This window comes from Nostoc sp. FACHB-152 (genome assembly GCF_014697475.1).
Lineage (GTDB): Bacteria > Cyanobacteriota > Cyanobacteriia > Cyanobacteriales > Nostocaceae > Nostoc_B.
The window spans coordinates 71415-91579 of sequence record NZ_JACJRV010000011.1 but is presented as its reverse complement, the minus strand read 5'-3'; the positions used below and the strand labels follow the sequence as shown (position 1 = coordinate 91579).

17 protein-coding genes are annotated in these 20165 nt (G+C 38.4%); 11 read left to right on the top strand and 6 right to left on the bottom strand.

Annotated elements, in window-relative coordinates:
• Nucleotides 1-113: 113 nt before the first annotated feature.
• Both H6G76_RS12060 and H6G76_RS12055 read right to left on the bottom strand, forming a co-directional pair.
• Nucleotides 114-1919, bottom strand: coding sequence for an AAA-like domain-containing protein (locus H6G76_RS12060; protein WP_190700279.1), 1806 nt, complete (start codon nucleotides 1917-1919; stop codon nucleotides 114-116).
• 124 nt (nucleotides 1920-2043) lie between these two features.
• Nucleotides 2044-3360, bottom strand: coding sequence for an AAA-like domain-containing protein (locus H6G76_RS12055; RefSeq protein ID WP_190700276.1), 1317 nt, complete (start codon nucleotides 3358-3360; stop codon nucleotides 2044-2046).
• A gap of 468 nt (nucleotides 3361-3828) precedes the next feature.
• Between H6G76_RS12055 and H6G76_RS12050 the strand changes: the two genes are divergently transcribed.
• The 4 genes from H6G76_RS12050 to H6G76_RS12035 all read left to right on the top strand — a co-directional run bounded on the left by H6G76_RS12050 (nucleotide 3829) and on the right by H6G76_RS12035 (nucleotide 6338).
• The gene (locus H6G76_RS12050) at nucleotides 3829-4050 is read left to right on the top strand and encodes a hypothetical protein (RefSeq protein ID WP_190700273.1); all 222 of its coding nucleotides are present in this window, start codon (nucleotides 3829-3831) and stop codon (nucleotides 4048-4050) included.
• A 127-nt stretch (nucleotides 4051-4177) separates the two neighbouring features.
• Nucleotides 4178-4588 (top strand): hypothetical protein, encoded by a 411-nt coding sequence (locus H6G76_RS12045; protein ID WP_190700270.1) that lies wholly within the window; start codon nucleotides 4178-4180, stop codon nucleotides 4586-4588.
• Nucleotides 4589-5110: 522 nt separating this feature from the next.
• On the top strand, nucleotides 5111-6115 hold the full coding sequence (locus H6G76_RS12040) for a GTPase family protein (RefSeq protein ID WP_190700267.1): 1005 nt from the start codon (nucleotides 5111-5113) through the stop codon (nucleotides 6113-6115).
• 13 nt (nucleotides 6116-6128) lie between these two features.
• A complete protein-coding gene (locus H6G76_RS12035) occupies nucleotides 6129-6338 on the top strand; it encodes a hypothetical protein (protein ID WP_190700255.1) in 210 nt (69 codons plus the stop codon).
• Nucleotides 6339-7231: 893 nt separating this feature from the next.
• Here the strand turns inward: H6G76_RS12035 and H6G76_RS12030 are convergent.
• Together H6G76_RS12030 and H6G76_RS12025 are read right to left on the bottom strand one after the other, a co-directional pair.
• Entirely contained in the window at nucleotides 7232-7672 is a 441-nt protein-coding gene (locus tag H6G76_RS12030; RefSeq protein WP_190700253.1) for a hypothetical protein, read from the bottom strand.
• 187 nt (nucleotides 7673-7859) lie between these two features.
• Complete coding sequence (locus H6G76_RS12025) at nucleotides 7860-10073, bottom strand: phosphoketolase (RefSeq protein ID WP_190700250.1); 2214 nt, start codon at nucleotides 10071-10073, stop codon at nucleotides 7860-7862.
• A 438-nt stretch (nucleotides 10074-10511) separates the two neighbouring features.
• Between H6G76_RS12025 and H6G76_RS12020 the strand changes: the two genes are divergently transcribed.
• Nucleotides 10512-11270, top strand: a complete 759-nt coding sequence (locus tag H6G76_RS12020) for a DUF2993 domain-containing protein (RefSeq protein ID WP_190700247.1) — start codon at nucleotides 10512-10514, stop codon at nucleotides 11268-11270.
• Between the two features lie 105 nt (nucleotides 11271-11375).
• The gene (crtO, locus tag H6G76_RS12015) at nucleotides 11376-13070 is read left to right on the top strand and encodes a beta-carotene ketolase CrtO (protein WP_190700245.1); all 1695 of its coding nucleotides are present in this window, start codon (nucleotides 11376-11378) and stop codon (nucleotides 13068-13070) included.
• 224 nt (nucleotides 13071-13294) lie between these two features.
• Here the strand turns inward: crtO and H6G76_RS12010 are convergent, their stop codons facing one another.
• Entirely contained in the window at nucleotides 13295-13849 is a 555-nt protein-coding gene (locus H6G76_RS12010) for an SRPBCC family protein (RefSeq protein ID WP_190700242.1), read from the bottom strand.
• Between the two features lie 270 nt (nucleotides 13850-14119).
• Here H6G76_RS12010 and H6G76_RS12005 point away from each other — a divergent pair, with 270 nt between their 5' ends.
• The 5 genes from H6G76_RS12005 to lpxD all read left to right on the top strand — a co-directional run bounded on the left by H6G76_RS12005 (nucleotide 14120) and on the right by lpxD (nucleotide 18634).
• Entirely contained in the window at nucleotides 14120-14314 is a 195-nt protein-coding gene (locus H6G76_RS12005) for a hypothetical protein (RefSeq protein WP_190700240.1), read from the top strand.
• Nucleotides 14315-14535: 221 nt separating this feature from the next.
• Nucleotides 14536-14700, top strand: a complete 165-nt coding sequence (rd, locus tag H6G76_RS12000; RefSeq protein ID WP_190700237.1) for a rubredoxin — start codon at nucleotides 14536-14538, stop codon at nucleotides 14698-14700.
• Between the two features lie 101 nt (nucleotides 14701-14801).
• Nucleotides 14802-16031: an NAD(P)/FAD-dependent oxidoreductase gene (locus tag H6G76_RS11995; RefSeq protein WP_190700452.1), complete on the top strand. Its 1230-nt coding sequence runs from the start codon at nucleotides 14802-14804 to the stop codon at nucleotides 16029-16031.
• Nucleotides 16032-16240: 209 nt separating this feature from the next.
• Nucleotides 16241-17314, top strand: a complete 1074-nt coding sequence (locus tag H6G76_RS11990; RefSeq protein WP_190700235.1) for a hypothetical protein — start codon at nucleotides 16241-16243, stop codon at nucleotides 17312-17314.
• A gap of 273 nt (nucleotides 17315-17587) precedes the next feature.
• Nucleotides 17588-18634, top strand: coding sequence for a UDP-3-O-(3-hydroxymyristoyl)glucosamine N-acyltransferase (lpxD, locus tag H6G76_RS11985; protein ID WP_190700233.1), 1047 nt, complete (start codon nucleotides 17588-17590; stop codon nucleotides 18632-18634).
• Between the two features lie 361 nt (nucleotides 18635-18995).
• Here the strand turns inward: lpxD and H6G76_RS11980 are convergent, their stop codons facing one another.
• The gene (locus tag H6G76_RS11980; protein ID WP_190700232.1) at nucleotides 18996-19901 is read right to left on the bottom strand and encodes a CoB--CoM heterodisulfide reductase iron-sulfur subunit B family protein; all 906 of its coding nucleotides are present in this window, start codon (nucleotides 19899-19901) and stop codon (nucleotides 18996-18998) included.
• Between the last annotated feature and the right edge of the window lie 264 nt (nucleotides 19902-20165).

The following is a 20165-nucleotide window of genomic DNA, read 5'->3' as shown; positions in this document are numbered from 1 at the left end:
GTTAACGACAGCATAATCTAACCGATGGGATTAAATAAAGCGATCGCATATTCTCAAGCTTGACGATTCAGGGGCAGCTACTCAAAAAATTTTAGTTCAAGGATATATTAATCCTAGTTTATTTCACGTTCCATAAGTTCAATAATATCTTCCATTTCAGTCTCTAACTCAAAAACAAAAATATCACAGGGGTTGCCATTTTTATCTACATTACCTTGGAGATTATTATTTAAACTTTGAAAATATTCCACATCAATATCTTTACCAATACCAACTACAATAATTTTGATAACTCGCTCATTATATATTTGTTTGCAAGTGTCTTCTATTAATGCTTCAAAAGCTTTTGTATCATCAAATTGACCATCAGTATATATGATAAAAAAAGCACCTTGAGTTTTTGATTGAACGCGACTATCGAACCAATAATTAATAGCTCTCTTCAGTGCTGGAACGACAAAAGTTGATGTATCGGGTCGATTTTCTAAAAAAATGTTCTCAACTTGAGTGGCTTTTTTAATTTGATGGGGTTCTCTTCTTAATTTGCTTCTACTAAACAAATCTAGATAGATAGAATCACAAATTTTTTCCTGTTGACTATTTTTTTCAGAGAGGATCATATCTACATGAGACATAACTATTTCTTTGAGACTATCCCAGCGTTTTAAATTGCTGTCTGCGGCATCTTGTTTAGTCATTGAACCACTTTGGTCAATTAGTATAAATACATCTCTGTTATAAATAGTGCTTAAGGGATCTACCATATTATGCTCCTGTAGCTTTTTTTCTTGATTATGAATCCAATTTAAATTAAAAACCCTCTCGTAGATGCGGTTGGTAACTTTTAAATAACCATTATTTTTAGTAACCAAACCTGAAATTAGCAAATCCCATTGCACTGTATCGCGCTCATTAAAATGAACAATATCTTGATTAAGAATTTTTTTATAAAGTCTAATCGCTTTTAATTTTTCATGTTTATAGCTGTCCGTTACACGAATAAACCAATTTTCAATTTCTTGGAGATGTGATTGTCTATCTTGGAGCTTCCAATCATTGGTAATTTTATCGGTTACTACTCGCTCGACGTAATCTTTTAAATTATAATTATTAGGAATTTGAGCTTCAGTGGCTATTAAGTGGCAAAGCACCTGAGTAAGAAATGGTTGACCGCCTGTCCAATCTAAAAGTAACTCTAGGACTTTATCTGGTTCTCTTGTGACCTTGTTTAATCCTTGCAGCAATGGTTGACAGTCTTTTTTCAACAAACCACCTAGTTCAATATAGTCTCCCAAATTGAAGGAGTAACTATTACTGGTAATTAAATCTGAAGGTTTAGCGACTCCAATTAAAACAAAATTTAGTCTTTGAAGCGGTACTTGGTCGCGGTTTTCTGAGAGGTTTTTGAGAAATCCTATAAAACTATTTTGTAAATTCCAGTCAGTTAATGTTTGAATTTCATCGATAAAAATAATTAGCTTTTTTTTATCTATTTTGCTCAGTACTTCCTGAATTAAAAATTCTTCAAATTGTACTGTTGGCTGTATCCCTGGATTTTTATCCCAAAATGCATCCAGGTTACTAACTAAGTTTCCTTCCCGAAGTACAACTTGTTGGCATATCAAGCGCAAAAGGTTAAACCATAGTGCTTTCTCTGACTCAACATTGCCTAGTTGCTGCAAATAAATTTTAACGCCAACTGCCCCACAGTTAGCTAAATGTTTGGTCATCCGCACCATTAAGCTAGATTTTCCCATTTGTCGGGCAGCCAGAATATAACAAACCCGATTAATTGTCTGGGTAGAACAAGCAAATTGACGCAGTTTTTCGTCTGCTTTTCGCTCTACATAAGTTGGTGCATTTAGAGGTAATGTACCTGCTTCGATTTGGTAAAAGCTTCCCTGATTAGCCCTGTCCATTAGCCACTTTTTCCTACAACGTTTGTCTAACAAGCGTTTTGAGAAGTGTATAGCCCTTGGTTGCAGTTTACACTAGTATTAGCTTAATTGCTAGCCTTATACAATGTACTACTGCCGTAAAATTTTATAGGTGCAAATCAAAATATTTTTTATATAGCTCACATGATACTGTTACGCCCTTTTGTCCTACTTTAATTAAGCCTGCTTTTTCTAACTGAAAATTTGCAAATTCATCATTACAATTCTCTCCACGCAAAATTTTCTGAAAGCATTGTTTTAAATTTTCATTTGGTTCAAGTAAGTCTAGTTTTTTAAGTAAATCATATCTAAAAGGGCCAGTTAGCGAAGTAGCTTCCATCTCTAGTTCTGCCAAAGTTATATTACCTTGGCTAATTTCAAAGAATGCTCGATTAATTAAAGCTGGATGACCACCAATTAATTGCCTGAGTGAATTGACTTCATTTAAACTCCAATTTAAGCCGTATCTCTTAGCTAACTCCAGGGTTTCATCTAGGCTAAATTCTTTTAAATCTATTTCTATGCCTACATTTTGCATGATTGAACCTTTAATGCCATACTCTGGGTATGGCTCTGTTGAGTAAGCAATTACTATACTTGGCCAGACAATTGGAACCTCACTCACCAGTTTCATTTCACTTTCATTCCAAGTTCTCAACAGATTTAAAAAAGGGTTCTGAGTTTTTTCTTGACCTAAAACAGTGTCAATTCCATCAATAAATAAAGTTTTTGGCTGTTCTATTTTAGAGAAGATATGTTCTTTGAGATAATTAGTGCAATTCAATCCTGATGCAATATCTTTTCGCCAGTAATCTTGGAGATCAGGCGGAGTATGGTTATTAAGTTTATTAATAAATTTTTGAGATATCACATAAGTGAACTGATACAAAAGCTGGTTCAGGTCTGTGAATTCAGATAAATCAATACTACCTAAATCAATAAAGCCAACTGCCTGCTTTTGCTGTTTCTCTAAAAAGTGACAAAGCCTTACCAGCAGTGAAGACTTGCCCATGCCTTTAGATGCTCTAATCCGAATGAAGGGTAAAGACTCTTCCCTACTTTGGGCTGCTTGCAGATATCGTCTGCACTTTTCATCTGCGGCCCGTTCTAGGTACAGTGGCGAATCTAGTGGCACACGCCCCGTTAGTGGCTGCCTCATATGTTTAGTGTGGTTGATTGCACTATTACCTATGAGTAGCTCTGGCTTGTAAGTCTCATACAAAGAAACTAACTTACGGCGGTTTTTGACACCGAAGGCTTTGCAGGTTGTCGAAATATGCTTGCGTACAGTTGCTTCGGTAATACCTCTATTTTTAGCAATCTCTATATCAGACAACCCTTTTAACATATCCAGCACAACATCTGTTTGGCTAGGCTTCTGCTCTAGTTTTTTCCATTTTTGCTCAAATTCTAGGTAATTCATGGCTTTTATGGTATTAATCTCATCATAAGTAATTGACTGAGGTATTATCTTTTCGATGAAATACTCTCATATGAATATCTATTATTTTGCCTGGAATCTCAATTACTTAAACTGAGTATACAGCAGTAAAGATTTTAATTTAAAATTTCTAAAAATCAATTTAGCTATTTTTTATTACACATTTATTTCTCTTTTTTCACATTTGGCATAATTGGCTTCACATTTTTGGAATATAATTCACATTCGCTGTAGAGATCACTATTTTTATAGTTAATCATTCACAGGTAAAAAATATTAATTATTCAATAAAATAACAATAGGTTTATTCTGGATTGACTATTATAAAATCAAGCTTTATCTTAATTTTCAAGAGATGACATTCAACAGCAGAAAATTTGAATTAAATAATTTTTCTAAATCTGTTTTATGTTCTTTTTACAGACAATCATTCTGTTTCAACTAAAACCTATGAGTGAAGAAGATAAAAAGAAATTAGATGAAGCTGCTGATAATGTAATAAAAGTCGGCAGTGCAATCACTGGTTTAGGCGTAGGTGCTGTAGCTACTGGATTAACTGCTATTGCAAGTCCAGCAATAGCAGTAGGAGCATTAGGAGCAGGTGCGGGTACAGTAATAATTTCACTAGGATGGAAATATTACCGCCACCTGGCTAAAAATGGCAACAAATAAAGATTCCTAGCAATCCAATCGTAAACACTGCTCAGATAAAATAACATCCAATTTAATGATTCTATATTTTCTTGAAATTGGGTGTTATTTTCTAAAATCTCATAGAATTCTAAAAGGAAAAATTGAAATGTTCAATCAACGTCTTTTGGCTGCTTTTTTGGCTGTAACCACTGTGACAACTACTATTGCTGTTAATGCTTCTCCTTCATATGGTAACAGTAGAACAAATGTTCAATATCTTGCTCGAAATGAAATACCACTTAATAGAGCAGATGTAGTAGATATTTTGGATAGGGTTAATAGAACTATAGATATTCTAAGAAAGGGTTATGAATCTAGAGATTTTCCACAGCAAGTGCTAACACAATTGACACGAATGCAAAATTATCTAGAAGACATATTAGACGGACACATTTCAGGTAGTCAAAGTTATCTAGATAGATTTAGAGATGAACTTAATGAGATAGAACAGCGACTTTATGATGATGTACGTGAGTACGGAAGGGAGAGACAAAGACAAAGATATCGAGAAGATTAGTCTAGTCCGATGTTAATCCAACACTAGTTGTTGTAAAGAAAAACTGAAAACATTTTAATAATGAAAAGCACCAGTTTAAAAGCTGGTGCTTTCTGCTTGTGGTGTGCCAATGCTTTTGGAAACATTTCTAGCGATCGCCCTACATCTCAAAACTTTCACTAACAAGCGATCGCACCATTCTTTTAGATGCAGGTGCGATCGCTTATAGCGTATGTGTATAACCTTATTTTCTATTATGATCCGAAAGGCAATATTTTAATTTAAAAATTTTTCTAATTCTTTTAGATATTTTTAATTACACATTTCTTGTTCTTGTTTCACATTTAGCCTAATGAGCTTCACTTTTTTAAAGTATAATTCACATTTTATGAAAAATTAACTAGTTTTATACTTTATTATTCACAGATGAAATCTCTTGATTATTAATTGTTAATTTAATAACATTTACTAGTTTGATTATTTAAAAATAAAGCTATATGTTGTATTTAGCAATATCTAATCCACTTTACAAGGAAGGATGTTATGCAACCGGGAACTCTGCGAACAGATGAAAAAATAAAACTTGTCAAAGAAGAAGTTGAAAAAATACTTAAAGAAGAAGAAACTAAACCTTTTATAGTGTCAGTTATGGGACAAACAGGTGTAGGAAAATCGTCACTTCTTAACGCTCTGTTTAGTGCTAATTTGCCTACAAGTTCTGTACGTCCATGTACTAAAAATATTGAGCGTGTTACTACGAGAAATAGTTCAGGGCATGAACTTTGGTTTTACGACCTCCCTGGTATCGGAGAATCTGATGAAGCTGATGCTTACTATCTTGAACAGTATAGGCAAAAGCTTTTAAACTCTGATATTGTACTTTGGGCAATTCATGCTGACAGTCGCTCTGTTACTTTTGATCTTCATGCCCTGCGTAAAATTTTAAGCTCTTTTAGCAAAAGCCAACAAGTAGAACTGATGAGCAAAGTTACCTTTGTTTTGACTAAGGTTGATTTGCTTGCATCTCCTCCCTGGATTTTGTCAAAAATGGGTGGCTATGGTGTGTTTGTGCCTGCTAAACCAACGCGAGAGCTTTTAGAACAAAAAGCTTCATACTATCAAGAAGTATTTCTCAAACCTTACGGTCAAGAAATTGTTTCCCAAACCTTTAATGACAGTGGCTTCGACGTGAATGAGTATCCCTTTCACTATGATGATTACACTGTTCGTTATCACGGATTTTTGGATAAGCAAACTCTAGAGAATCTCAAAGTTCGTTTTCCGAAACATTCAAACCTATTTGATAGATTGTATGACAACTATCAAGTTATCCCTTGTTCATCCCGCTTTAAGTTCAATTTGACTCAATTAATGTTAGTCATTGTCAATAAGTTGGGATTAAATGCTATTAAACGGTTTAAAAACTTGTTTGAAGCAAAGGAAATGAATCAAGTTTCTCTGTTGGAAGCGAAAAATTATTCTAATATTGTAGTTTTCGATTCCAACAGAAGAAAAGTAATTTTTGATCTGGCTCAAGTTAATTTTTAAGGAGATAAAACAGATGGCTAGCTATTCTGAAGATGACTTGCTTAACGCTGTGCGTCAACAAATTAGAAAAGATCGACAATTTGCCAAGAATTTAAGTGCAGCAGTTGAGCGTAAGGATAGTAATTACCTGACGATGCTGATCAAACAGGTAGCAGAGATGGTATTTGGGGCAGTTGTTCAGGCTGTAATTACAGGTGTTTTGGCCTTGCTTGGGGGATATTAAGGATGCAATAAACATTCATCCTAACATCAGCGGAGCAGTTACCCACTCCGCTAACATTACAGGGGTAATCGTAGTTGGGTAGCAGCCTGTTCCAGCTTTTTGAGGCGCAGTAGTGAATAGGTGGTGCAAAGGTGATGAGCGATCGCCCCTTCATCTAATACAGTTTCATTTTAAAATTGGTACATTTAGGCAGGCAGAAGGGCAGAGGAGAATTGTTTGTATTTTTCATTTGGTGAAATGATATAAGAGAAGGATGCGATCGCTTTACCACCCTACTCTTGAGTTAGCATTAACTTGTTCGTTGAGTGTAACTAAGTAAAAACCAACGAATGCTCTGATGTTGACAACTTATAAATCAAATTTTGCGACTCGCAAACTAAGTTTTGCAACTCGCAAACTAAGTTTCTAACTCGTAAACTAACTTTTGCAACTTGCAAACCTTTTATTCTCAAATAATTTCAGCAAATTTACCTGTATTTATCCTATTCTTAGAACTAAAAAACACAAATGTACGTATAGTATGCAATGTTGTAGCAGATAACAAAGCACTTCTTTGTAGGTTATGTGAAACAAAGTGGAACCCAACAAATGCTCTAACTCTTCACAACAAAGGTTTTATACAATCAATTATCACGTTGAAATTAAGATGATTTGGTGTTGGGTTACGGCGCAGATATTAATTTATTTGGCTGCAAAAATGCAAGCTTACGCCTCCACCCAACCTACAAAATTACTATTGCTGACACGCCTAAAATAATGCAATATATTTTTGATGAAGTTGATATAAATCAATGCTTTCTCATTGTTTATAATGCACTATTTTAGCTGTGTCAGTCCACTACAAAATTACTAGGGGCGAAAGCGACATATGGGCATTTTTTTATTGGAGTTCATTAATATGTGCGTTGTATATACACAATTTGAGGACATGGGCGACACCTAGCTACCTCATATGATTTCAAACTTTTGCAGAGTCCAAGTTGTTTACACACTGAGTAAACTCCTTGTGTTCCATAAAGACAAGTTTGATAAGCTACGGAGTTCAAAAACCCACGATCAGCTATCTGTTCAGTCCAAGCTTTAACTTTAGGAGATGTATTTGGAGCATGATTAAATTGCCAACCATACTGACCACCTTGATAACAATGAATTGCAATATCAATCACTGTACCAGCTGTACTAGCAACACCTAGTACATAGCCTGCACCTCCACCTTGTGCAAGTTTTTGCCCTTCTGATGCAAATGATTCGATTGGAACTATAAGAGTTCCTGATGTTAAAGCTACTATTGCTAATGAGGAGGAGAAGATACTACCAATTTTTTTATGCAGCATATTTAACTCCGATTCAACCAAATAGAATATACTACTAGCGTGTCTAGACACGCTAATGCATTATAAAACATTTGGTTGTTATCTGTATATATACGTAATAGCTGATTGCAATAAGCTGCAAATGTAGGCAAAACACGTCATTATGTTTGTTTACATACATTTGCAGCGAAAATTCTTAACCTAAATCTTAACCCACCAACTCAATAGCCCGCTTCGTCAACGCTTCAGCAGTCAAACCATTAAACGCCATCAACTCTCCAGCACTGGCTGTAGTTTCTCCACGTTTCCATGCAAAAGTATCGCGCTTGCTGTTGCTTCTTAACATAATTGGTTCTAGCATTGCCGCAGCACCACCAGTAACACCAATTAACGCATTACCACCAAATAATTGGGCGAATTTTGCATCATCAATAAAACCACCATCGTGTTCAGAACAAGTATCCCAAGCAACATCACTAGAACGATATAAACGGCGGGGGTTAATAATAGAAACTATCTTCACCCCAATACCTTCAGTTTCTAAAAATGCTGCTGCTTCAAATACAGGAATTAATGTCATATCGCCAATAACAGCAAAGACAACTTGCTTGCCACCAGCGATTTCATGCAATAATATCGCACCCTCTTCTAAGCCTTGCTGAGTTTGTTTTAATGTTGTGCGAATTGGCAAAGGTGACTTACTGGCGGTAATCACAATTCCCTTATTTCTTGTTTTCAATGCCCAGTCATAACAAGCTTGAATACTATTAGCATCGGGTGGGAATACAGGAAATACATTTCCATTCCGCATCATCGATGCAAAGTAAGCTTCAATTTCTGGACGTTGGTGAGTCCAACCGTTACGACCTTGTTCTAATGCACCAGCAGTAAATAATGTAATTGTTGAGGGAGTTTGACGGCGTAATTCTGCCATTGCTTGGGTGACTGTTTGCCAAATTGGTAAACCGTTGATGGCAAAAGATTCGTAAGAACACCACAAACTTCTCGCACCCATTAGTGATAAACCAACGGCTAAACCTGCACAAGCATCTTCACTTAATGGTTCATAAACTTGACCGTTTGGTGCTTGGTTATATAAGTCGTCGGTTGTGGGGTGAATAATTTTTAATGCTTGGTTGATGTTGCCAATTCCTGATGCTTCGTTACCGTCGGCGTTGGTGACGAGGAAATTTTTATCCTTTTGTCCGACGATACCAACTAATCTTCCCATTGCGGTTGTCGAAACTTTGGGTTCGCCACCAACTGCATATTCTTCTAATGGCAATTCGCCTAAGTCTGGCAATGGTAATTCAAATTCTGTCACTACAGTTTTCGCAGCTGGGCCACCACCAGCGCGTTCTGCGTTGGTTCTGACTAATTGCCAAGCTTCTTGTGATAAGGCGCGTCCTTGCAATGCACTGATAATGTGAGGTGCATCTAGGGTGTCTTTGGGATATAAGTTGTGAGATTTTGCACCTCTGGCGTGAACGCCTGCACCTTTGAGTTGTTTGATAATGAATACTGTGAGTTTACCGCTAAGTGCGGAACGTGCTGCTTTATCAACAGCTACGAGTACGGCTTGAGTAAAAGCAAGGCGTTGCTGGAAAGAAAAGGCGGTACTATCAACGTAGTCGCCTGGTTGATTTTGGTCGTCAAATTCTTTGGCATCTACAAGAATGACTTCTTCAAAACCGTTACCTTGCCAGTATGCTTTCATCTGTTCGTTGGTTTTGAGGGAAACCATACTGTGATGTTCTTGGCTGTACCCGTTCCATACAAGCACGGGTAAGAAGTTGGTGACGCTGGGATAGGCTGTGTTGAAGTGTCCCATTGAACTCATGATGTATGGTTCACCCAGTCCACCATCACCAAGGGTGAAGGGGAAAAGTTTGTCTCTATGCAGGAGTGCAGCCGACATTGCGAAGTGTTGCCCTTGTCCCAAAGGCCCGGCGGGTGCGAGAATGCCAGGAATGTAACCGGAGAGGTGTCCTAAAAGTCCGTGCTTTTCGCGGAAGCGATCGCGCAATTGTTGTACTGTAAAAATGCCCATGTCTTCTAAGGAACGATCCAAAAACATGGCACTATAAAATCCAGGGGCGTGGTGTCCAACTTCGGTAATAATATTTTTGTAGCCCAGCATGACTAACGCTGCATACGCTTCCGCTTGGCTGGCAAACCCGCCTGGATGTCCTGATGCTTTACTACCAGTAACTTGCAATGTCAGGTAACGCAAGGCATCAGCAGCAAGTAAAGTTTGATATACGGCTGCGGTATCGGTAGGAGATGCGATCGCTACTTTATCTGAATCTATCGCAGGTGTAGCACCATAAGTGGCAAAATCTGGTAACGCTTCACCAAAATATTGAATTCCTTCGCAAAAATTAGGAAGCGCGGAAGATGCCTTTGGTGTAATTGCTGTCATGCTGAGTACCTTATAAGGATGAAGGGAAACTGTAGATGCCCGTTGAATTTAACAGAAATTTTACCTCTTCGGGGTTGTAACAGTTTATTGCATTTTTGCGACCACAGGATAAGTAGTTTAAATGGTTTATAGGTGATCAGGAATAGGGAACAGGGAACAGTAAAGCCAGAGGAGAGGAAGGCTCAAAAAAAATATCATTAGCAATTAATAATATTTTTCAACTCACTCTTACTTATTCAAAATCAAATATAAACCGTATATTTTATACTTTAGAGCAGTTAATATTTACTTTTTTCATTTAGTATTGGAATTTCACTGTTACCTGTCACCTATCACCTGTTCCCTCTCATCCCACCTGTATATACCATCCTATAGATCCATTTTTGGGTGTGTAAAGTTTAAAGTAACCATTATGGGACGCTATGAGATGAGAAATTCATGCCAGAAGAACGCAGGTTGGAAGAACAGTTTATATCGCAGGAAGCCGAACGTCGGCTATCCAACCAACTGGATGAAGCTGAACAAATTGATGTAGATGTGCAGACTAATTTGTTCAAGATAGTTCAAGGACAAGCGGATGGAGTTTCGCTAAGTGGACAAGGATTAGTTTTTAAAGAAAACATCCGTGTTCAAGAAATCAAACTACAAACAGATAGTATTGCGGTAAATCCTTTCAGTGCGATTTTTGGACAGATTGAACTGAATGAACCAGTAAATGCGATCGCCCGCATTGTCATGACAGAATCAGATATTAATCAAGCATTAAACTCAGAGTTTGTTCAGAGTTATGCAAAAAATTATGACTTAGAAGTAGAAGGTGAAATTGTCAGCTTCCAAATGCAAAGTATGCAATTAACTTTACCTGGAAATTGCAAAATCCAATTTCAGGGATTGTTACAAATAAAGGAAAAGGGTAAGACTCGTCCACTAGGTTTTACAGCTAGATTTCGTCCCCGAACTCATACAAATCATATCATTTTAGAAAGTTTTGATTGTCAGCAGGGAGAGGGCGTTACTTTTGAAGTAGTTCTGGCACTTATGCAAAAAGTCAAAGAACTAATTAATCTACCATATCTTAGTTGGGATGGCACAAAATTCAAAATTATTAGTATGGAGATCAAGCAGCATAATTTGATACTCTTAATAGAATCACAAATGCGACAAATACCTTCTACAATATCAGAATTTTCTAATTAGAAAAGCTACACTAAATTGCTTAATCGCAATTAAATATACTCAATGTTGTAATTTTTTTTCACCCTTTGTAATATTAGCAAGCCACTCTATATCTAAACTACAAATATGCAAGAGTATGATGTTGTAATTATCGGTGCAGGACATAACGGACTAGTTTGTGCAGCATATTTGCTGAAAGCTGGTTATAGCGTCCTACTCTTAGAAAAGCGTTCTGTACCTGGAGGTGCAGCAACAACTGAAGAATGTTTACCTAAAGAAGCACCAGGATTTAAATTTAATTTATGTGCTATTGACCATGAATTTATTCACTTGGGGCCAGTAGTTGAAGAATTAGAACTGAATAAATACGGTTTAGAATACCTGGAATGTGACCCAGTAGTTTTCTGTCCTCATCCTGATGGTAAGTATTTCTTAGCACATAAATCTTTAGAAAAAACTTGTGCAGAAATTGCCCGTTATAGTGAACGTGATGCCAAGAAATATGCAGAATTTACTGAATATTGGCAACGGGCATTAGGTGCAATGATTCCGATGTTTAATGCACCGCCTAAATCAATCATTGATATTGTAGGTAATTACGACATTACAAAACTCAAAGATTTATTCTCAGTTATTGGTTCACCGAATAAAACATTAGATTTTATTCGCACTATGTTAACCAGTGCTGAGGATTTACTTAATGAGTGGTTTGATTCAGAATTTTTAAAAGCACCACTAGCAAGATTAGCAGCAGAATTAGGTGCGCCACCATCACAAAAAACCCTTGGTATTGGTGCCATTATGATGGCAATGCGTCATAATCCTGGTATGGCTAGACCACGGGGTGGCACTGGCGCATTAGTAAAAGCTTTGGTGAATTTAGTTACTAGTCAAGGCGGGGTAATTCTCACTGACCAGCACGTCGAAAAAGTGTTAATTGATGATGGTAAAGCTGTTGGTGTCCGCGTTGCTGGTAATACAGAATATCGTGCGAAATCCGGTGTAATTTCTAATATTGATGCCAAGCGGTTGTTTTTACAAATGACTGATAAAAGCGATATTGATGCAGCCGATCCTGATTTGTGGGAAAGATTAGAACGCCGCATTGTTAACAATAACGAAACTATCCTCAAAATAGATTTGGCTTTAGACGAACCTCTGCGCTTTCCTTACCACGCGCACAAAGATGAGTATCTCGTTGGTTCTATCTTAATTGCAGATTCCGTTTCCCATGTGGAACAAGCTCACAGTAAGTGTACCTTAGGAGAAATCCCGGATTCTGACCCATCGATGTATGTGGTTATGCCGAGTTTCCTTGACCCTTCATTAGCACCCCCAGGTAAACATACTGTATGGATTGAATTTTTTGCCCCCTATCAAATCGCTGGTGCAGAAGGTACAGGCTTAAAAGGTACTGGTTGGACGGATGAATTAAAAAATCAGGTTGCTGACAAGGTAGTTGATAAGTTAGCTACTTACGCCCCTAATGTCAAAACTGCGACTATTGCCCGACGTGTAGAAAGTCCCGCAGAATTAGGAGAAAGGTTAGGCGCATATAAAGGCAATTATTACCACATTGATATGACTTTAGATCAGATGGTATTTTTCCGTCCCTTGCCAGAAATCGCAAACTACAAAACTCCAATTGACAATCTATTCTTAACTGGTGCAGGGACTCATCCAGGTGGTTCGATTTCCGGAATGCCAGGACGCAATTGTGCGCGTGTCTTTTTACAGTCTAAGCATCCGATTACTCAAACTTTGAAAGATGCGAGAGATTCGATTAAATCGACTGTAGAGTCTGTGTTTGGGATTATTTAGAAATAGTTTCACACTAAAATGTAATAGCGATCGCTATTGTATTTCTATTATCAAAGAAAAACCCCACCAGAGTCGTGGGGTTGTTTTCTGATATCAAATAACGTGAGTTCGACAGATTATCAATACAACTAGCCCAGACAATTGAATTAATTGTCTGGGCTATATGTATAAGAGTAAGTGAATTTTCCTTTTAGAGTTGAAATTCTGTATTATGAATTTCTTGATTACTGCTTACATAAAACTTGTCGCATTTTACGCATATTCGCAGGTAGCTCAAGATTCATTGCTTGTTGAATAAATATTGAAGGGATAGGAACATTAGGTGTGGCTTGCACGTTATAAGCTAGTAATGTGCCGTTACCAAAATCTTTTAAGTCTACACAGGCGGTAAAATCATTAAAAGTCCCTCTTTCCATCCGAAAGTGGATTTGTTGTCCAATCACTTCGACAACGTTGAGGTAAATTTCTACTTGGGCGGTGAAAAACAAAAAAGCTTTTTGTGCTGCTTGGTATAGGCGTTTAACTTCACCTCTCTGCACAACTTCGCTTTTGGTGATGTCAGGAAAATATTGTACCCAACGAGGATAATCTGTAAGTTGCTGCCATACCTGCGATCGCATCATTGGCACATACATCCATGCAGTAACTGCACCACCGCACGCAGTATGCGATCGCGCTTCTACAAAAATTTCGCCCTGCATCAGCAATCTTCGCTTGTCATCGCTCCAAGCCATATTTAAACCTGCAATAATTGGGTCTGAAATGTAAGACGCAGCCATATTAGTTCACTCACTCCTCAAATTGCCACACTTCCAGTCAGGGTTAAAGCTAAAAATTATAGAATAGTTAAGATTTAGATCAACTCACTAAAATTTTAGTTCCACATCCTAACCTTAATTTTCCGGATATAAATTCATTTCCCGGTCATTATTCAGTTAAATTACTGAAAAAGCCGTATTGATAATTACAATTAACTAAATTTAAACTTTAAAAATAGCTGTACTTTTAATATGAAAGTGTAATAACTTTTGATTTTACAGGTAAATTAAATGAGCCAATCTTCTTTAAATCGCAGACTAACTCAGCTTTTTGGCATTCTCCTCGGTATTGGTATCGCCATTTGGGTTCTTAGAGGTTTTGGCATTCTGACATTTTTGCCAGGGGGAATTATTTGGCTATTTTTCTTAGGTGCGATCGCTATTGGCATTTTCAGTTATGCTCAAAGAACTTGGTGGCGGTTCTGATATATTTTATTCGCAAAAGCTTGAATGTAATTAGTAATTTTACGTAATTACAGCCACCTCAAATTTGAACAATATCATTTGAATTAGCTGCAAAAATTGAGTAATTGGAGAAGGAAAATATTTATCTAGTCAATTATTTCCAAAATATCGAAGTGCCTGTTATATCTCGCTACCATATAATTCGACGTTCAAGCCATACCAATATCACCAAGGTAAAAATTATGGACAAATATTTGTGTACTATTTGTGGTTACGACTACGATCCAGACGTAGGAGATCCTGATGGGGGGATTGAACCAGGAACACCATTTGAAGACATTCCCGAAGATTGGGTGTGTCCAGTTTGCGGCGCGACCAAAGACCAATTTGAACCAGCAGAACTTTAATAAAGTGTGAAGTATGAAGTAGAAAACCTTTACACTATTGCCTATTGCCTATTCCCTATTGCCTTTTATTATTGACCATTAACAAAAGAGACTTTTTGAACTTGCAACCGTTAACAATTATCGTTATTGGGGGAGGGGCGGCGGGATTTTTTGGTGCGATCGCATCTGCTAATGCCAACCCTCACGCCCAGGTTATTTTACTCGAAGCCGGCCGTCAACCACTAGCAAAAGTCAGGATTTCTGGTGGTGGACGCTGCAATGTTACTCATGCTTGTTTTGACCCAGGTGGGTTAGTACCCAATTATCCCAGAGGTGGAAAAGCTTTGCGGGGTGCGTTTAGTCGCTTTCAAGCTAAAGACACTGTATCTTGGTTTGCAAATCACGGAGTCCCGCTAAAAAAAGAAGCAGATGGCCGGATGTTTCCTGTAACAGACAATTCCGAAACCATCGTGAAATGTCTAATGAATGCAGTCGAAGACACCGGGATAGAACTGCGAACTGGTACACCAGTTGTTTCAGTCAAACGACTCAGCAATAAATTTGAAATTAATTTGAAATCGGGTGAAACTTTAAACTGCGATCGCTTGCTATTAGCCACAGGCAGCAATCCCATAGGCTATAAAATAGCCCAAGAATTCGGTCATCAAATTGAACCGCCAGTCCCTTCACTATTTACCTTTAACATTGCTGACCCAAATTTGCGGGCTTTAAGCGGCGTTAGCCTTAACCCAGTGCGCTTGCGGCTGTCAGTTCCAGACAAACCTGTATTAGAACAAACTGGGCCTTTGCTAATTACTCACTGGGGTGTCAGCGGCCCGGCTGTGCTGAAACTTTCCGCTTGGGGTGCAAGGATACTCCATGACAACCGTTATCAAGCAACTTTATTAATTAACTGGCTACCCGATTTACAGCAAGAACAAGTTAGGGAAAAGATTTTAGCAGTTAAAAATGAATGGGGCAAAAAAGCGATCGCCTTACATCGGGGAGTTGATTTACCTCATCGTCTTTGGCAATATCTCATCACTCGTGTCGGTATTAACACAGAACTCCGTTGGGCAGAAATATCTAACAAAACCCTTAATCAGCTAGTGCAAGAAATTTCTCAGGGAAAATACTTAATTAATGGTAAAGGAGCATTTAAAGAAGAATTTGTCACTTGTGGGGGTGTCAGTCTCAAAGAAGTCAACTTTAAGACAATGGAAAGTAAATTAATTCCTGGTCTTTACTTTGCTGGAGAAATTTTAGATATCGATGGTATTACTGGGGGTTTTAACTTCCAAAGTGCTTGGACAACAGCTTATTTGGCAGGTTTAGCAATGGCAGAAAATTAACAAATAATTAATTATTCAAAACTTTAGTTTGCTAAAGGCTGTATTCTTTTTCTACTTTCAAGATAGAGTAATATTACTTCAGTGATATCTGAAACATGAGTAGCATTTAACACTTATACTCAAGCATTTCTCTGGTTGCCACTCCATATTTATAACAGCCACTTTAGAGTAAGCGACTTTTCGCTGCTGTAATAATTATTCAAGGGTGTATGGCAAACTATCAATCTACTCTGTCTGAAATTACATTGCAGGGCAGTCAGTATATGCTGCATGGCTTTCCTGTACTAGGAATGCCAGATGAAGAACGTGCAGTTAAATACTTCAGTCTCAATCCATTTCTACCAGATGCCCAAAACCGTTGTCCGGTTGAATGTGCTTATTGTGTCTGCCATCAAGACCGTGATTGGCATCATCATCCAGAAAACTTTAAAAATCATTTTGCTCCATCTGACCTGCTTGATCGTTTATTAGACCGCATTTTTGCGACCCCAGAAGGACAAAAAGGCTTTCCAATTTCTTTATGTGACTATTCCGACCCCTTCATTGGGGCGCATCGGGAACGTGTACTGTCAATCCTCAATGCACTGATTGACCGTCAAGCAGCCAACATGGTCTATATCACCACCAAAGTCCATCCTGGCAAAGCATTTTTAGAACGTCTCAAGGCTACGTTAGCGCGACCAAACTCACTACGTGTTACGGTATTTGTCAGCCTACCACCCTTAAAACCAGGCTATGAGCAAGCCTCCATTCCAGGACGAGTACAACTGCTACAAGATTTAGTTAACCTTGGCATTCCTTGTTGCTGGTATCTTCGTCCCCTAGTCGAACAGTGGTTTGATGAGGCTTTAATGTGGCAATTGACACGCACTCTTCTGCCTTATGTTGCCCACCATGTAATTTTGTCTGGGATTGTCATGTCCGAAGAAATTGAAGAGAGTTTATTGCAACAGGGATTAATAGTACCGCAATGGGATCGTACACAACCAGGTCGCAAGCAATTTCTCTCAGCCGAGTTTGAGTCTAGCCTACGTTCTATCCTCAGCACAGTTGCTAATGAGCAAAATATTTCCCTTGGCCCCGTCATGGGACATCGACTGTGCGGTACAAATGGTAATCATGCTTACGGTTGTTTGATTTGTGCTAAACAAAATCGTTATTGCCAGTTATTTCAGTTACATCACTACGGTGAAACGATCGCTGCTGAAGATAATCAAAGATTTAAAATGCTACTGCGGCAGAATCTACACAACAAAACACCATCACCAGAAGAATGCCAGTAATAGCCAACAGTTCAATACCTGATGATTAAAATTAAATGGTGCTGTAAACCCTTATTTCTGAGGGCTAATTATTCCTCTGTGTCTTTTCCCGCACCTAATACCAGTAGGACTTACGCAGGAACTCTCTGAAACTCTTATTTCTTCTTGTCCTACCCTGCGGGTTCGCCGTCAGGCGTTATTGTATAGCCGCTAACGCGTCTATGAATTATCTCCAAGCAAGAACATAAAGAGGGACAATAATCTTGCCTTAATGAGTTTTCAATCAACCTTAAAATGAAATTCAGCGAAATCATCCGCCAATTTGGGGACATCACCACAGACCATAGCCTGACAACCAACCCAGACCAAGACCTAGAAATCACAGGAATAGCTGCTGTGGATGAAGCTATACCTGGGACAATTAGCTATATAGAAGGCAGTAAATTTGCATCTTTAATTGCTACAACAGGCGCAAGTGCTTTAATTTTGCCGGATGAGACAACATTCAAGTCTCAAGCGCAAGAACGCGGTATTGTTTGGGTCAGTACAAAAGAACCAAAACTCTTGTTTGCTAAAGTAATCACTCTTTTTTACCAACCTTATCGCCCCAGTCCACAAATTCACCCCACTGCTGTAATTCATTCCACCGCCAAAATTGGCAGTGATGTTTATATCGGCCCCCATGCAGTGGTTCAAGAAAGAGTAGAAATTGGTAACGGTGCAGTTATTCATCCCAACGTAGTTATTTATCCAGATGTCAAAATCGGCGATCGCACTACCTTACACGCTAACTGTACAATTCATGAACGTACCCAAATCGGTGCAAATTGCGTAGTTCATAGTGGCGCGGTTATTGGTGCAGAGGGTTTTGGTTTTGTACCTACCCGCACTGGTTGGTTCAAAGTGGAACAATCAGGCTACACAGTGTTAGAAGATGGTGTAGAAATTGGCTGTAATAGTGCCGTTGACCGTCCCGCCGTGGGCGAAACCAGAATTGGACATAATACAGTAATTGATAACTTGGTGCAAATTGGTCATGGTTGCCAAATTGGTTTCGGTTGTGCGATTGCTGGTCAAGCTGGGATGGCTGGTGGTGTGAAAGTTGGAAATCGGGTAATTTTAGCTGGACAAACGGGAATCGCAAATCAAGTCAAAATTGGTGATGGTGCGATCGCCTCTGCACAAGCTGGAGTTCATAATGATGTTGCACCAGGAGAGGTTGTTTCGGGAACGCCTGCAATTCCTCACAAGTTATATCTAAAAGTCTCGGCTATTTATAATCGGTTGCCAGATATGCATCAAGCATTTAAACAATTGCAACGCCAATTAGGGCAGAAGTAAGCTATTAAACTACTGGATGACTTTGCTTATTTCAGAGCCAAATTTCACTTTCTTGTCACTCTAGATTTTTTCTGGGAAGCACTACATAAATGTAGGGTTTCCCTAACTAATTTTATATTAATTTAACCTTATAAGCTCAACAAAATTAGTTAGAATTAACTCAGGCAGGTAAGCGAAGTTAAAGCAAAGTTCAAAAGCTTTGAAGTTCTACGAAAGTAGACATTAACTAATTAACTCGTAAATAATATTTACCTAACTGAAATATATCTAAACAAAGCTCTCGCAACTTAGATTTATCCTAAAGCTGCGAGAGCGTATTTTTTATGAGTAAGTGGGCAATTAATTACAAATTAGGAATTAATTAAAGCCCTAATTTTTCTAACACTGGTTTTGTCGAAACAATATGTTTTCCTAAGCCTAATTCTTTAGGGCTAACTCCTAGAGATAAAGCAATTAACTGTGGTAAGTGCAGTACAGGCAAACCTAGCGGTTTTCCGATGACTTTTTCTACCTCTGGCTGACGAGAATCTAAATTTAAATGGCACAGAGGACAAGGCGTAACCAAACAATCAGCACCATTAGCCAAGGCTTCTTGAATGTGCATTCCAGCCATCTTAAAAGATTCAGTAGTGGCGTAACTTGCCAAAGGCCAACCGCAACATTGGGTGCGACCACGATAATATACTGGGGTTGCGCCTATAGCCCGAAACACATTCTCCATTGCTTCCGGCTGGAAAGGGTCATCGTAGGGCATCGACTTTTGGGCGCGGAGGAGATAACAGCCGTAAAAAGCCGCACATTTTAACCCGCTTAACTTACGGGTAACGCGCTTGGTAATTTCCTCCAAACCGTAATCTTTTACCAAAGCATACAAAATATGTATAACTTCTGTGTTGCCACGATAAGGTAAACAACCCTCCTTTTGTAACAAGCCATTAACTTGGTTAACGTAGTTAGGATTGTTTTTTTGACAATCTTTGAGGCGTTCATCGACATGACCGATAACACCTTGACAGGTACTGCAATGGGTAAGTAGGGGCAGATTTAATTCTTCTGCGAGAGCAATATTTCTAGCATTAACTGTATCTTCTAGTAACTGAGAATCTTCTTTAAATGTTCCAGAACCACAGCAAGCAGCCTTTTTCAATTCAATTAATTCAATACCCAAGGCTTTGGAGAGAACTTGAGTTGATTGGTGAAGTTCCCGACAAGCACCTTGGGCTACACAGCCTGGAAAGTAAGCGTATTTCAGCGTTTGAGAAACCATAAAATTAAATTGGAATTGGGGTAGTTGCCCCCGACAATACTGTTGTATCACTCCTGGGCGGCAACCCTGACTAAGGTGTGTATATTTATTTGGACATTAACCAAAAAAATTAGTAACAATTAGTAAGTAGAAGCATTGATACAGTGTAGCGATCGCTTGATTTTCCTGACTACTGGATTTTCCATTGGAAGGCTGGGGGCGGTTTTTCTAGAAGAAAACACTTCGGTAGTATACGGGCGATCGCGCTTTCCGATAAGATGTATA

What these genes read in the sequence shown, in the direction of transcription:
- H6G76_RS12060 (WP_190700279.1), bottom strand. Translation starts at nt 1,919, where the DNA reads ATGGACAGGGCTAATCAGGGAAGCTTTTACCAAATCGAAGCAGGTACA.
- H6G76_RS12055 (WP_190700276.1), bottom strand. Translation starts at nt 3,360, where the DNA reads ATGAATTACCTAGAATTTGAGCAAAAATGGAAAAAACTAGAGCAGAAG.
- H6G76_RS12050 (WP_190700273.1), top strand. Translation starts at nt 3,829, where the DNA reads ATGAGTGAAGAAGATAAAAAGAAATTAGATGAAGCTGCTGATAATGTA.
- H6G76_RS12045 (WP_190700270.1), top strand. Translation starts at nt 4,178, where the DNA reads ATGTTCAATCAACGTCTTTTGGCTGCTTTTTTGGCTGTAACCACTGTG.
- H6G76_RS12040 (WP_190700267.1), top strand. Translation starts at nt 5,111, where the DNA reads ATGCAACCGGGAACTCTGCGAACAGATGAAAAAATAAAACTTGTCAAA.
- H6G76_RS12035 (WP_190700255.1), top strand. Translation starts at nt 6,129, where the DNA reads ATGGCTAGCTATTCTGAAGATGACTTGCTTAACGCTGTGCGTCAACAA.
- H6G76_RS12030 (WP_190700253.1), bottom strand. Translation starts at nt 7,672, where the DNA reads ATGCTGCATAAAAAAATTGGTAGTATCTTCTCCTCCTCATTAGCAATA.
- H6G76_RS12025 (WP_190700250.1), bottom strand. Translation starts at nt 10,073, where the DNA reads ATGACAGCAATTACACCAAAGGCATCTTCCGCGCTTCCTAATTTTTGC.
- H6G76_RS12020 (WP_190700247.1), top strand. Translation starts at nt 10,512, where the DNA reads ATGCCAGAAGAACGCAGGTTGGAAGAACAGTTTATATCGCAGGAAGCC.
- crtO (WP_190700245.1), top strand. Translation starts at nt 11,376, where the DNA reads ATGCAAGAGTATGATGTTGTAATTATCGGTGCAGGACATAACGGACTA.
- H6G76_RS12010 (WP_190700242.1), bottom strand. Translation starts at nt 13,849, where the DNA reads ATGGCTGCGTCTTACATTTCAGACCCAATTATTGCAGGTTTAAATATG.
- H6G76_RS12005 (WP_190700240.1), top strand. Translation starts at nt 14,120, where the DNA reads ATGAGCCAATCTTCTTTAAATCGCAGACTAACTCAGCTTTTTGGCATT.
- rd (WP_190700237.1), top strand. Translation starts at nt 14,536, where the DNA reads ATGGACAAATATTTGTGTACTATTTGTGGTTACGACTACGATCCAGAC.
- H6G76_RS11990 (WP_190700235.1), top strand. Translation starts at nt 16,241, where the DNA reads ATGGCAAACTATCAATCTACTCTGTCTGAAATTACATTGCAGGGCAGT.
- lpxD (WP_190700233.1), top strand. Translation starts at nt 17,588, where the DNA reads ATGAAATTCAGCGAAATCATCCGCCAATTTGGGGACATCACCACAGAC.
- H6G76_RS11980 (WP_190700232.1), bottom strand. Translation starts at nt 19,901, where the DNA reads ATGGTTTCTCAAACGCTGAAATACGCTTACTTTCCAGGCTGTGTAGCC.